Annotated in this window: 9 protein-coding genes and 1 tRNA gene; 1 reads left to right on the top strand and 9 read right to left on the bottom strand. The window is 72.0% G+C overall.

The genetic code is table 11. The features are described 5' to 3' along the window. Positions 1-14 precede the first annotated feature (14 nt). The 6 genes from ACYVJ0_RS01495 to polA form a co-directional block, all read right to left on the bottom strand. The gene (locus ACYVJ0_RS01495; protein WP_460815525.1) at positions 15-1,061 is read right to left on the bottom strand and encodes an LLM class flavin-dependent oxidoreductase; all 1,047 of its coding nucleotides are present in this window, start codon (positions 1,059-1,061) and stop codon (positions 15-17) included. A 42-nt stretch (positions 1,062-1,103) separates the two neighbouring features. Continuing rightward, on the bottom strand, positions 1,104-3,671 hold the full coding sequence (locus tag ACYVJ0_RS01490; RefSeq protein WP_460815524.1) for a helix-turn-helix transcriptional regulator: 2,568 nt from the start codon (positions 3,669-3,671) through the stop codon (positions 1,104-1,106). 48 nt (positions 3,672-3,719) lie between these two features. After that, the gene (locus ACYVJ0_RS01485; RefSeq protein WP_460815522.1) at positions 3,720-4,505 is read right to left on the bottom strand and encodes an SGNH/GDSL hydrolase family protein; all 786 of its coding nucleotides are present in this window, start codon (positions 4,503-4,505) and stop codon (positions 3,720-3,722) included. A 9-nt stretch (positions 4,506-4,514) separates the two neighbouring features. Beyond that, positions 4,515-5,864, bottom strand: a complete 1,350-nt coding sequence (locus tag ACYVJ0_RS01480) for an MFS transporter (RefSeq protein WP_460815521.1) — start codon at positions 5,862-5,864, stop codon at positions 4,515-4,517. Positions 5,865-5,990: 126 nt separating this feature from the next. Further along, complete coding sequence (locus ACYVJ0_RS01475) at positions 5,991-7,658, bottom strand: DUF885 domain-containing protein (protein WP_460815519.1); 1,668 nt, start codon at positions 7,656-7,658, stop codon at positions 5,991-5,993. Between the two features lie 27 nt (positions 7,659-7,685). Further along, on the bottom strand, positions 7,686-10,316 hold the full coding sequence (polA, locus tag ACYVJ0_RS01470) for a DNA polymerase I (protein ID WP_460815518.1): 2,631 nt from the start codon (positions 10,314-10,316) through the stop codon (positions 7,686-7,688). 47 nt (positions 10,317-10,363) lie between these two features. On the opposite strand from polA, the gene ACYVJ0_RS01465 reads away from it, so the two are divergent. Next, positions 10,364-10,777, top strand: a complete 414-nt coding sequence (locus ACYVJ0_RS01465; protein WP_449853143.1) for a hotdog fold thioesterase — start codon at positions 10,364-10,366, stop codon at positions 10,775-10,777. A 30-nt stretch (positions 10,778-10,807) separates the two neighbouring features. Here ACYVJ0_RS01465 and ACYVJ0_RS01460 read toward each other — a convergent pair whose 3' ends face one another. The 3 genes from ACYVJ0_RS01460 to pyk all read right to left on the bottom strand — a co-directional run bounded on the left by ACYVJ0_RS01460 (position 10,808) and on the right by pyk (position 13,085). Then, the gene (locus ACYVJ0_RS01460; protein WP_460815516.1) at positions 10,808-11,419 is read right to left on the bottom strand and encodes an ANTAR domain-containing response regulator; all 612 of its coding nucleotides are present in this window, start codon (positions 11,417-11,419) and stop codon (positions 10,808-10,810) included. 66 nt (positions 11,420-11,485) lie between these two features. After that, positions 11,486-11,571, bottom strand: a tRNA-Leu gene (locus ACYVJ0_RS01455). A 65-nt stretch (positions 11,572-11,636) separates the two neighbouring features. Further along, the gene (gene pyk / locus ACYVJ0_RS01450) at positions 11,637-13,085 is read right to left on the bottom strand and encodes a pyruvate kinase (protein ID WP_460815514.1); all 1,449 of its coding nucleotides are present in this window, start codon (positions 13,083-13,085) and stop codon (positions 11,637-11,639) included. Positions 13,086-13,120: the final 35 nt, after the last annotated feature.

Genomic DNA, 13,120 nt, shown 5'->3' with positions numbered 1-13,120 from the left:
CCGGCCCGGGCGGGTCAGCGCCAGCCGAGGGCGGGCGCGACGTGGGTGAGGATCGACCCGATCACGTGGGTGTTGTACTCCACGCCGAGCTGGTTCGGCACCGTGAGCAGCAGCGAGTCGGCCTCGGCGATCGCCTCGTCCCGGCGCAGCTCGTCGATCAGCTCGTCCGGCTCGGCCGCGTACGAGCGACCGAACACGGCGCGCGTGGACTCGTCGATGTAGCCGAAGCTGTCGCTGCGCTCGCCCGATCCGAGGAAGTAGCGGCGGTCCATGTCGTTCGTGATCGCGAAGATCGAGCGCGACACCGACACGCGCGGCTCGAAGCCCCAGTCGTGCTTGGCCCACTCCTCGCGGAACTTGCGGATCTGCGTCGCCTGCTGCACGTGCAGCGGCTCGCCCGACTCGTCCCACTTCAGGGTGGAGGTCATCATGTGCATGCCGTGCTCCGCGGCCCACACGGCCGTGGCGTCCGATCCGGCGCCCCACCAGATGCGCTGGCGCAGGCCCTCCGAGTGCGGCTCGAGGCGCAGCAGCCCCGGCGGGTTCGGGAACATCGGCCGCGGGTTCGGCTGCGCGAAGCCCTGGCCCTCGAGCAGCTGCAGGAGGAGCAGGGTCTTCTGGCGCGCCGCCTCGGCCCCGTCGGCGTCGTCGTCCGACGCGGGCTGGTAGCCGAAGTACTTCCAGCCGTCGATCACCTGCTCGGGTGACCCGCGCGAGATCCCCAGCTGCAGCCGTCCGTCCGAGATGAGGTCGGCGGCGCCGGCGTCCTCGACCATGTACATCGGGTTCTCGTAGCGCATGTCGATCACGCCCGTGCCGATCTCGATGCGCTTCGTGCGCGCGCCGACCGCCGCCAGCAGCGGGAACGGCGAGGCCAGCTGCCGGGCGAAGTGGTGCACGCGGAAGTACGCGCCGTCCGCGCCCACGTCCTCGGCCGCCTGCGCGAGGTCGATCGACTGGTGCAGCACGTCGGAGGCGCTGCGCGTGCCCGACTCGGGATGCGGCGTCCAGTGCCCGAACGAGAGGAAGCCGATGCTCTTGCGACCCGGTACGGTGCTCATGGATTCATTCAACGTCATGGATCCCCCGGCATTCCCGATCCGTCATTCCGTGCCCCGCAGTGCCTCGCCGAGCGCCGCGCGCGACGTCACGTCGAGCTTCTGGAACGCGCGGTGCAGGTGGTTCTCGACCGTGCGCACGCTGAGCATGAGCGTGGAGGCGACCTCCTGGTTCGACATGCCCTGCGCCGCGAGCTCGGCGACCTCGCGCTCGCGCGCCGTGAGTGCCGATCGCGGCGGCACGGGATCGACCACGCGCGGGAAGTCGCCGCCGAGCTTCGTGGCGAGCCGCCGGGCCTGGCGCAGCACGTCGGCCGCACGATCGGGAGCGGTCGGCGCCAGGATCCGCGCGGAAGCCGCGAGCAGCGCGAGCCCGTAGCCGCGCATGCCGGCCTTGATCAGCTCCTCCCCCGTGCGAGCGACGACTGCGCCGTCCGTGGAGGTGAGGGCCTCGCTGTAACGCCCGATGAGCGTGAGGAGCCGGCTGTCGGCCTCGGCGGCCAGGTGCGCCACTGCGGCGGCGCGTTCCGCGTCGGGATGGATCTCGACGGCCCGCATGCCGGCGACGACGGCAGCGGCGATGTAGCGGCGCTCCCGCAGCTCCTCGAACTGTTCCCACAGCTCGTCGGCCACCGATTCGGGCGACTCGCCCTCGACGAGGCGCGCGTGCGCCGTCGCCTGGGCGGCGACCATGACGGGGAACGGCCCGGTCGGCAGGCCCGACGCCCTCGCCTGGTCGGCGAGGGAGCGCGCCGCGCCGGTCCGTCCCGTGCGCGCCGCGGCGCGGGCGGCCAGGACGAGCGTGCCGATCTCGTACTGCGTGTGGATGAGCGGCGTGGCGCCGACGGACAGCAGCGGTCCGAGGTGCTCCCGCATCGCGCGCTCGTCGCCGCGGAAGAGGTGGACGAGGGCCAGCACGTAGCCGTGCGGCACGAGAAGCTGCGGATCGAGGGTCGACAGCCCCTCCTGGTACGCGCGCGTGGCGTGGGCCTCGGCCCCGTCGAGATCGCCGGCGAGCAGGAGCGCCAGGCCGCGTCCGATGCGCGCGATCGCGGCCAGTGCGGTGTCGCTGACCGCGTCGAACTGCGCGAGCGACTCGCGTCCACGCCCGAGGGCAAGGAGCTCCTCGCCGCGCGTGAGCCGCAGCGCCTCCGCTCCGAAGGCATCGCGCACGTCCTCCGGCGCGGGTTCCTCGGGCACGCGATCCAGGAAGAGGCGCACGTGCCGCGCCGCCGCCGTGAGCACACCGTGCCACGACTCGGAGACCTCGCCCTCGAGCCGCGCGAGAGCCCCGGCGAGATCGTGCGCCCCGAAGGCGGCGACGAGGCCCCGCCACGCAGCCACCAGCGCCCGGTCGTGCGGCTCGCCGGGGGCGTCGTCGGAGAGGATCGCGTCGAGCTCGCGCAGATCGGCGCCACGGTACGAGAGCGCCCGCGCGTACGCGAGGGCCGAGCGGGCGTCGCGGTGCTGCTCCCACTCCGCGCGCCGGACGAGCACCTGGGAGGAGTGACGCTCAGCCACCATGCGGTTGAGCACGGCATCGGCGAGCCGACGGCGCTCGGTGTCGGAGACGGGACCCAGCTCGGTGGCGCCCGCGAGGGGGCGCCCCGTCGCGACCCGCCAGGGCGAGGCGTCCTGCTCGCGCCCGAGCGCCTCGGCGATCTCGCCCACGAGGCGCAGCCGGCGGGCACCGATCCGCTCGCGGCTGACGTGATCGGCCACGAGCGGCGGGTACACGCCGACCGAGACCGTGCCGGAGACGGAGGTGAAGGTGAGCAGCCCGCGCTCGTCCAGCTCCTCGAGCGGCGTCCAGTCCGAGAGCCGATGCGCCACCGAGATGTCCACGGCGCCCACGAGCGAGAGCTTCATGAGCGCGTCCAGCGCCTCCAGCGACAGCCCCTGCAGGAACGGCTCGACCGTGCGGGCGAGCTGCGGGGTCCACAGATCGGGGCCGGCCGTCCACATGCCGCCCACCTGGCGCAGCAGACCGTGGCGGCGCGCGTTGTCGGCGATCGCCTGCACGAGGGCGGGCAGCCCGCCGGCGCGGCCGTGGATGAGCGCGACCGTCGCGCGGTCCACGGGCCCTCGGCAGATCGTCTCGATCAGCTGTGCGGACTCGTCGTACACGAGCGGGGCCAGGCTCAGCCGCACGCCGGGCCGGACGAGCGCGGGCAGCGAGAGATCGGGCGCGCGGCGGGTCGTCGACGCCGAGGACAGCAGCGGCGTGTGCACCTGGCCGATCGCGCTCGAGATCGCGCCGATCGAGGCGGGATCGAGGTCGTCCGAGTCGTCGACGACGACGACCGTGCGGCGCGGCTCGATCGAGCGCAGCAGCGCATCGGTCGCGGCGGCGACGGCGCTGCGGGTGTGCGTGGGGTTGGCCGGCACGAGGCCGGCGATCGCGAGCGCCTCGAGCGGGCGATCGCGCAGCGCGGGATTGCCGCGCAGCTCGAGGGTCTTCCAGCCGGCCGCGTTCAGCTGCGCCGCGATGCGGCCGAGCAGCGTCGAGCGCCCGGACCCCGGCAGCCCGCGCAGGCTCACGCTCGTGCCGTCGCGCAGGTAGCCGAGGGCGGATTCGACGATGTCGTCGTGCACGGTCGTGGTGAGGCTCACGCGACCGACCCTACGTCAGGGCTACTCAGTCGTACAGAGGCTCGCCACTTAGGACTCGGCGTGGTCGTCAGCCGCGGCGGCGCCCGTGGGCGCGATGTCGACCCACTCCGGGTACTTCGCGGTGCGCCCGTCTCCCGAGGAGGTGCGCGTGATCCGGCGCCGCAGCCAGGGCAGCACGTGCGCGCGGTAGTACTCCCCCGCGCCCAGGTGTCGGTCGGCCGGTGCCGGCAGGTCCCACCACGTGGGGTCGGCCGGGACGCCGAGTGCGTGGAGCACGCGGGCCGCGACGCGGTGATGCCCGCGGGCGTTCATGTGCAGGCGATCGGGCGACCAGAACGGCGGGGTCGCGAGCTCGCGGTCGGGCCAGTTCAGCGCGCGGACGACGTCGTCGCGCCCCTCGAAGCGCGCGATGACGGCCGCGGACAGCTCGTCGCCGCGCCGCTGGATGAGTCGGCCGAGCGGCAGCCCCGACGAGGGGTTCGCGCCCGAGAGCAGAATGAAGCGCACCCCCTCCTCGTCGCAGCGGCGCAGCACGTGGGTGAAGGCGTCGGCGATGCGCGCGATCGTCGTGCGCGGTCGGAGCATGTCGTTGCCGCCGCCGTTGAACGACAGGTGCGTGGGGCGCAGCGCGAGCGCGGGCTCGAGCTGCTCCTCGACGACGGGCCACGCCAGCCGGCCGCGGATGGCGAGGTTCGCGTACTGCACCGTCTGGCCCGTGCCGTTCGCCCATCCCTGGGCGGCGAGATCGGCCCAGCCCCGCGGGCGGCCGTCCTCCAGCTCGTCCCCCACACCCTCCGTGAACGAATCGCCGATCGCGACATACCGCACCGCCATGCGCCCAGCCTATGTGCCGGTGCCGACCGGCTCCGCCTCGAGCGCCACGCCGGTGCGTTCGACGAGGGGGATCACGGCGAGGGCGGCGAGCACGAAGAAGGCCGCGAACACGCCGAACAGCAGGCCGACGCTCCCCCAGCCGAGCGCCCATGGGACGAACAGCGGAGCGAGGATCGACGCGATGCGGCCGGCGCCCGCCGCCGCTCCGGTGCCCGTGCCGCGGATCGCCGTGGGGTAGATCTCGGGACTGACGGCGTAGAGCGCGCCCCACGCGCCGAGATTGAAGAACGACAGCGCCATGCCCGCGGCGATGATCTGCCACTCCGCGGCCGCCATCCCGAAGCACAGCGCCGCCGCCGCCGACCCGACGAGGAACGTCGCGAGCGTCGCCCGCCGGCCCCACACCTCGATGAGCCACGCGGCCACGGCGTAGCCCGGCAGCTGAGCCAGCGTGATCACCAGCGTGAAGCCGAACGACTTCACGAGGTCGAACCCCTGGTCGAACAGGATCGAGGGGATCCAGATGAACGCCCCGTAGTACGAGAAGTTGACGCAGAACCACACGGCCCACAGGCCGGCCGTGCGCGCCCGCAGCGGCGCCGACCAGAGGTCCGCGAACCCGGGGCGGCGCGCGGGGCCCGCGGTCGCCGGCCCCGAGTCCGCGGCGACCGGCTGCGCCGTCGAGCCGAGCACGGCCGGCGACGCCTCGAACGCCTGCACGACGCGTTCGGCCTCGTCCGTGCGGCCGCGGGATTCGAGGAAGCGCGGCGACTCGGGCAGACCCCAGCGGACGACGAGCGCGTACACGACCGGCACGGCGCCGAGGGCGAACGCCCATCGCCAGCCGTTCTCGAGCGGCACGACGAAGTAGCCGATGAGCGCCGCCGCCGTCCAGCCGAGCGCCCAGAACGCCTCGAGGACCACGACCATGCGGCCGCGGATGCGCGCGGGCGCCAGCTCGCTCACGTAGGTGGACGCCACCGGCAGCTCGGAGCCGAGCCCGAGGCCGACGACGAAACGCAGCACGAGCAGCGCCGCCACCCCGCCGACGAGCGCGCTCCCGCCCGTCGCGATCCCGTAGACGAGCAGCGTAAGGGCGAACACCTGCCGGCGCCCGAGCCGGTCGGCCAGCAGGCCGCCGACGCTCGCCCCCACGGCCATGCCGAGGAAGCCGATCGAGGTGATCCATCCCGTCTCGGTGCGCGTGAGGTCCCACTCGACCGACAGCGCCGCGATGATGAACGAGATGAGGCCGACGTCCATGGCGTCGAGCGCCCACCCGATACCCGATCCGGTGAGGACGCGCAGGTGCTTGCGGGTGAGCGACAGTCCGTCGAGGCGCGACGAGGCGGAGGTCATGCCGCCATACTAATGGTCAGCGTGACATTTACTGCATCCGGATTCCGCGAGACAGCAATTGCGCGCCGAGACAGCGTGCAAACGACGCTGTCTCGGCGCACAGAAGCTGTTTCGCTGAGGGGTGGCTCAGCCGACCAGCGCCGTCCGCAGGGTGTCGAGGCCGACGCCGCCGAGGTCGAGCGCGCGCTTGTGGAACTCCTTCATCGAGAAGTCGGCGCCGCGCTGCGCGGCGTACGCGTCGCGCACCTGCTCCCAGATGCGCTGCCCGACCTTGTACGAGGGCGCCTGCCCCGGCCAGCCGAGGTAGCGGTTCACCTCGAAGCGCACGAAGCCGTCCTCCATGTTCACGTTGCGCCGCATGAAGTCGAGGGCGTAATCCGCGTCCCACGCGCCCTGGCCGTCCGGGCGCTGCTTGCCCAGGTGCACGCCGATGTCGAGCACGACGCGCGCGGCGCGCATGCGCTGGCCGTCGAGCATGCCGAGGCGGTCGGCCGGATCGTCGAGGTACCCGAGCTGCTCCATGAGCCGCTCGGCGTAGAGCGCCCAGCCCTCGGCGTGCCCGGACGTGCCGGCCAGCAGGCGCCGCCACGAGTTGAGCTCGGCGCGGTTGTACACCGCCTGGCCGATCTGCAGGTGGTGGCCGGGGACGCCCTCGTGGTACACCGTCGTCAGCTCACGCCACGTGTCGAACTCCGTGACGCCCTCGGGCACCGACCACCACATGCGGCCCGGGCGCGAGAAGTCGTCGGTCGGGCCCGTGTAGTAGATCCCGCCCTCCTGCGTGGGCGCGATCATGCACTCCAGCGCGCGCACGGGCTCGGGGATGTCGAAGTGCGTGCGGCCCAGCTCGGCCACGGCCGCGTCGCTCGTGCGCTGCATCCACTCGCGCAGCGCCGTCGTGCCGTGCAGCTTGCGGCTCGCGTCCTGCTCGAGGACCGCGATGGCCTCCTCGACGCTCGCGCCGGGCAGGATCCGGTCCGCGATCCGCTCCTGCTCGTCGACCATGCGGGCAAGTTCCTCGACGCCCCACTCGTAGGTCTCGTCGAGGTCGATCACGGCGCCGAGGAAGCTGCGAGAGTGCAGCGCGTAGAGCTCGCGCCCCACGCCGTCGGCCTCCCCGGCGACCGGGGCGAGCTCGTCGCGCAGGAACGCCTGCAGCGCCGCGTACGCCTCGCGCGCGGCGGCCTGGCCGCGGTCGAGCTCGGCGCGCAGCGACGCGGGCAGCTCGCCCTCGGCCGGTGCGGCGCCGCCCGCGAGCGTCGCGAAGAAGCCGTCGCCCGCCGTGTAGCGGTCGATCTGCCCCGCGACCTCGGCGACCTGGCGCACGGCGGGCACGACGCCCTCCGCGATGCCGCGGCGCAGCGTCTCGGTGTACCCGCCGAGCGCGGCGGGGATCGCCCGCAGGCGCCGCGCGATGGTGGCCCAGTCATCGGTCGTGTCGGTGGGCATGAGGTCGAAGACGTTGCGCACCTGCTGCGAGGGGCTCTCGATGACGTTGAGGTCGCGCAGCGGCCAGCGCGCCTCCTGCAGCTGCAGGTCGAGCTCGAGCTGGTCGCCCAGGTCCTGCTGCGTCACGCGGTCGACGTCGTCCGCCGGCGCGGCGGCGCGCAGCTGCGCGAGAGCGGAGCGCGCGGCGTCGGCCCACGCGTCCAGCCCGGCGGGGCTGTAGTCGCTGAAGCCGTCCTGGCCCTCGGCGCGGCCGATGTACGTGCCGAGCTCGGGGCTCAGCCGCGCGGACGTGTCGACCCACGCGTCGGCGATGCGGTCGATCTCGGTGGGGGTGCGTTCGGTCATGTCATCCGTTCTTCGTCGTGCCGCGCGTCAGTGCGCGGCCTCGTTCCAGTCGGAGCCACGGCCGACCTGCACGTCCAGCGGCACCGACAGCTCGGCCGCGCCGCCCATGCGCCGGCGCACGATGTCCTCGACGGCGTCCCACTCCCCCGGCGCGACCTCCACCACGAGCTCGTCGTGGATCTGCAGCAGCACGCGCGAGCCCATGCCGCGCAGGTCCTCGTGGATGCGCAGCAGCGCGATCTTCATGATGTCGGCCGCGCTGCCCTGGATCGGGGCGTTGAGCGCGGCGCGCTCGGCGTTCTCGCGCAGCACGCGGTTGGGGCTCTTCAGGTCGGGGAACGGGCGGCGCCGCCCGAAGATCGTCTCGGTGTAGCCGACCTCGCGCGCCGCCTCGACCGACGCGCGCAGGTAGTCGCGCACGGCGCCGAAGCGGGCGAAGTACTCCAGCATCAGCTGCTTGGCCTCGGACTGGTCGATGCGCAGCTGCTTGGACAGGCCGAAGGCCGAGAGCCCGTAGACGAGCCCGTACGACATCGCCTTCACCTTGGTGCGCATCTCGGACGTGACCTCGGCCGGGTCGACGCCGAAGACCCGGGCGCCGACGAAGCGGTGCAGGTCCTCCCCCGAGTTGAACGCCTCGATGAGCCCCGGATCGCCCGACAGGTGCGCCATGATCCGCATCTCGATCTGCGAGTAGTCGGCCGTCAGCAGCGTCTCGTACCCGGCGCCGACCTCGAAGGCGGCGCGGATGCGCTTGGACTCCTCGGTGCGGACGGGGATGTTCTGCAGGTTCGGATCGGTGCTCGACAGGCGCCCGGTCTGGCTGCCCGTCTGCACGTAGGTGGTGTGGACGCGCCCCGTGTCGTCGATCGCCGCGTCGAGGCCATCGATGATCTGCTTGAGCTTGGTCGCCTCGCGGTGCTGCAGCAGCAGCCCGAGGAACGGGTGCGGCGCCTTCTCCTGGATGTCGGCGAGGGCGCCGGCGTCGGTCGTGTACCCCGTCTTGGTCTTGCGGGTCTTCGGCAGCTGCAGCTCCTCGAACAGCACCTCCTGCAGCTGCTTCGGCGAGCCGAGGTTCACCTCGTGGCCGATGGCGGCGTACGCCTGCTGCGCGAGCGCCTCGGCCCGTGCGCCGAGCTCGCGCGAGAAGTCCGACAGCTTCGCGTGCGACACGGCCACGCCCGCGAGCTCCATGTCCGCGAGCGTCAGGGCCGTGGGCAGCTCGATGTCGACGAGGACGCGCATCAGCTGCTCGGGCAGGTCGTCGCGCAGCGCCGCGGTGACCCGCAGCACGTACCAGGAGAGCTGGCCGGGGGTGGCGCCGTCGGTCTCGGGCACAAGCTGCGACGGATCGGCTTCCGGCAGCTTCTCGCCCAGCAGCCGCTCGACGAGGTGCGCGAGCGTCTTGTCGGGGAACGAGGGCCGCAGCAGCCATCCGGCCAGCAGCGGATCGAAGGCGAGCCCCCGCACGACGACGTCCGCGCGACCGAGCGCCTTGATCTGCGCCTTCGCGTCCGAGAGCACCTTCGGCGCGTCCGAGGCGAACCACTCCCGCAGCGCCGCGGCGACCTCGTCCGACCACGTCGCCTCGACGGCCTCGTCGGCGGTCGCGAGCCCGACGCGCTCGGGCAGTCCGGCCAGCGTCGTGACGGTGACGCCGATCTCGCCCGGCGCAGCCGCCTCGACCCAGGCGGCGAGCTCCGCCGCCTCGAGCTGACGTGGCACGGGCGCGGCGGCCACGACCGCGGCGGGCTCCGGCTCATCCGTCATGCCAGCGGCCTCGAAAACGCGCGGCAGCAGTGCGCGGAACTCCAGGCGCGCGAAGATGTCGCGCACCGCCTGGCCGTCGATCGGCTGCCGGACGAGGTCCTCCACCTCCACGGGAAGCTCGACGTCGCGAAGAAGCCGGTTCAGGCGGCGGTTGCGCCGCACGTCGTCGAGGTGCTCGCGCAGGTTGCCGCCCACGACGCCCTTGATCGTGTCGGCCCCCTCGAGCAGCGCGTCGAGCGATCCGAACTGCGTCAGCCACTTCACGGCGGTCTTCTCGCCCACCTTGGGCACGCCGGGCAGGTTGTCGCTCGTCTCGCCGACGAGCGCCGCGATGTCGGGGTACATCTCGGGCTCGACGCCGTACTTCTCGCGCACGGCCTGCGGGTCGTAGCGCTTCAGCTGCGAGACGCCCTGGACCGAGGGGTACAGCAGCGTGATGTCGTCGTTCACGAGCTGGATCGTGTCGCGATCGCCCGAGCAGACGAGCACGTTCCAGCCGGCCGCCGCGCCGCGCGTCGCGAGCGTGGCGAGGATGTCGTCGGCCTCGAAGTCGGGCTTGGTGAGCACGGTCACGCCCATCGCCTGCAGGCACTCCTGCAGCAGCGGGATCTGACCCTTGAACTCCCCGGGCGTCTCGGCGCGGTTCGCCTTGTACTCCGCGTACTCGCGGGTGCGGAACGACTCCCGCGCCGTGTCGAAGGCGACCGCCAGATGCGTGGGCTTCTCGGCCTTCAGCAGGTTGACGAACATCGACAGGAAGCCGTAGATCCCGTTCGTGTGCTGACCGTCCTTCGTCGAGAAGTTCTCGACGGGGAGGGCGTAGAAGGCCCGGTAGGCGAGCGAGTGGCCGTCTACCACCAGAAGGGTAGGCTTTGCGGAGTCCGTCACCCTGCCAGCCTAACGAGGGCGGCGGACATCGCAGTGTGAGGAGCGGGATGAGCGACACCGACGAGCTGGCCTGGGCGAACGAGCGGGGCCTCGGCGCCCTCGCCGAGAAGATGGGCATCCGCTTCACGGAGTTCTCCGTCGAGCGCGCCGTGGCGACCATGCCGGTCGAGGGCAACACGCAGCCGCGCATGCTGCTGCACGGCGGCGCCTACGTCGTGCTCGGCGAGTCGCTCGGATCCATGAGCGCGAACCTCTACGCCGGCCCGGGCCGCTACGCCGTGGGCATCGACATCAACGCCACGCACACCGCCTCCGCGACGAGCGGTCTCGTCACCGGCGTGTGCACGCCCATCCACCTCGGCCGCTCCCTCACCGTGCACGAGATCGCCGTGACGGACGAGAACGGCCGCCGCTGCTCGACGATCCGGATCACCAACCTGATCCGCGACGAGCGCCCCTGACACGAGCGGTCGGCGCGGAACCGCCCGGGCTCAGCCCTTCTTGGGGGCGAGCTGCTCGATGATCGCCTTGGCGACGTCCTGCATGGTGAGGCGGCGGTCCATCGAGGCCTTCTGGATCCAGCGGAACGCCTCGGGCTCCGACAGGCCCATCTTCTCGTTCAGCAGGCCCTTGGCGCGGTCGACGAGCTTGCGGGTCTCGAAGCGCTCGACCATGTCGGCCACCTCGGCCTCGAGCGTGATGATCTGCTCGTGGCGGGCCATGGCGATCTCGATCGCGGGCAGCAGGTCGTTCGGGGTGAACGGCTTGACCACGTAGGCCAGCGCGCCCGCCTCGCTCGCGCGCTCGACGAGCTCCTTCTGGCTGAAGGCCGTGAGCAGCACGACGGGGGCGATGTGGTTCTTGCTGAGCTTCTCGGCGGCGCTGATGCCGTCGAGCCGCGGCATCTTCACGTCCATGATCACGAGGTCCGGGCGGAGCTCGGTCGCGAGCTGGACCGCCGTCTCGCCGTCGCCGGCCTCGCCGACCACGTCGTAGCCGTTGTCGCGGAGGATCTCCACGATGTCGAGGCGGATGAGGGACTCGTCCTCGGCGACGACCACGCGTCGCGGTGCCGTGGCCTGCTCGTTCTGCTCTTCGCTCACGAATCCATCCTAATCTCAGCCCGCGCCCGCACCTGGGAGCGCCCCGCGCGCGCCGGATGAGCCTGTTGGTGCCGGCGGCGGGACTCGAACCCGCACGCCCGTGAGGACAGCGCATTTTGAGTGCGCCGCGTCTGCCATTCCGCCACGCCGGCCCGGTCCCAGCCTACGGGAAAGCGGGCGGACGCCCTCGCGCCCGCCCGCTCTCACCGAAGCGCGCTCAGCCCTCGTTCTGGTACACCGGCGCGGCGCCGTGCACCGCGTCGCCGACCTTGTGGATGCGCACGTCGTTGGTCGATCCCGCGATCCCGGGAGGGGATCCGGAGATCACGACGACCTTGTCGCCGACCTTCGCGAGGTCGTTCGACAGCAGGTACTCGTCCACCTGCGGGAACATGCGGTCGGTGTGGTCCACCGGGTCGACGAGCGCCGAGCGGATGCCCCACGTCAGCGCCATGCGGCGGCGGATGGCCTCGTCGGTCGTGAACGCGATCATCGGGATGCGCGAGCGCAGGCGCGCCATGCGGCGGGCCGAGTCGCCGCCCTCCGTGAAGATGCAGAGGAACTTGGCCTCGACGAAGTCGGCCACCTCGACGGCGGCCATCGTCACGATGCCGCCCTGGGTGCGCGGTCGCGCCGTGAGGGGCTGGATGCGCTCCAGGCCGTGCTCCTCCGTCGACTCCACAATGCGGGCCATCGTCTGGACGGTGACGATCGGATACTTGCCGACGCTCGTCTCGCCGGAGAGCATGACCGCGTCGGCGCCGTCGATCACGGCGTTGGCGACGTCGCTCGTCTCGGCGCGCGTGGGCACGGGGTTCTCGATCATCGACTCGAGCATCTGCGTGGCCACGATGACGGGCTTGGCGAGGCGGCGGGCGATCTCGACGGCGCGCTTCTGCACGATCGGCACGGCCTCGAGCGGCAGCTCGACGCCCAGGTCGCCGCGCGCCACCATGATCGCGTCGAAGGCCTCGATGATCTCCTCGAGGTTGTCCACCGCCTGCGGCTTCTCGACCTTGGCGATGACCGGCACGAACCGGCCCTCCTCGGCCATGATCTCGTGTACGCGCTGCACGTCCGACGCGTCGCGCACGAACGACAGCGCGATGAGGTCGGCGCCCTTGCGCAGACCCCAGCGGAGGTCGTCCTCGTCCTTCTCGCTCAGGGCGGGCACGCTCACGGCGACGCCGGGCAGGTTGATGCCCTTGTTGTTCGACACGGGGCCGCCGACGATCACCTCGGTCGTGACGACCGTGTCGTCGGCCTCGATCACCTTGACGCGCACCTTGCCGTCGTCGATCAGCAGGAAGTCGCCGGGCTTGACGTCCCCCGGCAGGCCCTTGAAGGTCGTCGAGACGATCTCCTTCGTCCCGGGGATGTCCTCCACCGTGATCTTGAAGATGTCGCCGACGGCGAGATCGTGGGGCCCGTCCGCGAACTTGCCGAGGCGGATCTTCGGGCCCTGCAGGTCGACGAGGATCGCGACGGGCTTGCCGAGCTCCTCGGCGGCCGCCCGCACGTTCGCGTAGTTGTTGTCGTGGACGGAGTGGTCACCATGGCTCAGATTGAACCGGGTGACATCCACACCCGCCTCGATGAGCTCCTTGACTGTCTCCTTCGTCGACGTCGCCGGCCCGAGGGTGGCGACGATCTTGGCACGTCTCAACGATTCACCTTCCGCACATGTGTGCCCGACACGCC

The sequence above is a fragment of the Microbacterium petrolearium genome, from assembly GCF_054782875.1.
This window is presented reverse-complemented; position numbering and strand designations above follow the sequence as displayed.

Excerpts from the sequence above, each read along its gene's own strand:
- ACYVJ0_RS01485 (WP_460815522.1), bottom strand. The coding sequence starts at position 4,505 with ATGGCGGTGCGGTATGTCGCGATCGGCGATTCGTTCACGGAGGGTGTG.
- ACYVJ0_RS01475 (WP_460815519.1), bottom strand. The coding sequence starts at position 7,658 with ATGACCGAACGCACCCCCACCGAGATCGACCGCATCGCCGACGCGTGG.
- ACYVJ0_RS01465 (WP_449853143.1), top strand. The coding sequence starts at position 10,364 with ATGAGCGACACCGACGAGCTGGCCTGGGCGAACGAGCGGGGCCTCGGC.
- ACYVJ0_RS01480 (WP_460815521.1), bottom strand. The coding sequence starts at position 5,864 with ATGACCTCCGCCTCGTCGCGCCTCGACGGACTGTCGCTCACCCGCAAG.
- ACYVJ0_RS01495 (WP_460815525.1), bottom strand. The coding sequence starts at position 1,061 with ATGAGCACCGTACCGGGTCGCAAGAGCATCGGCTTCCTCTCGTTCGGG.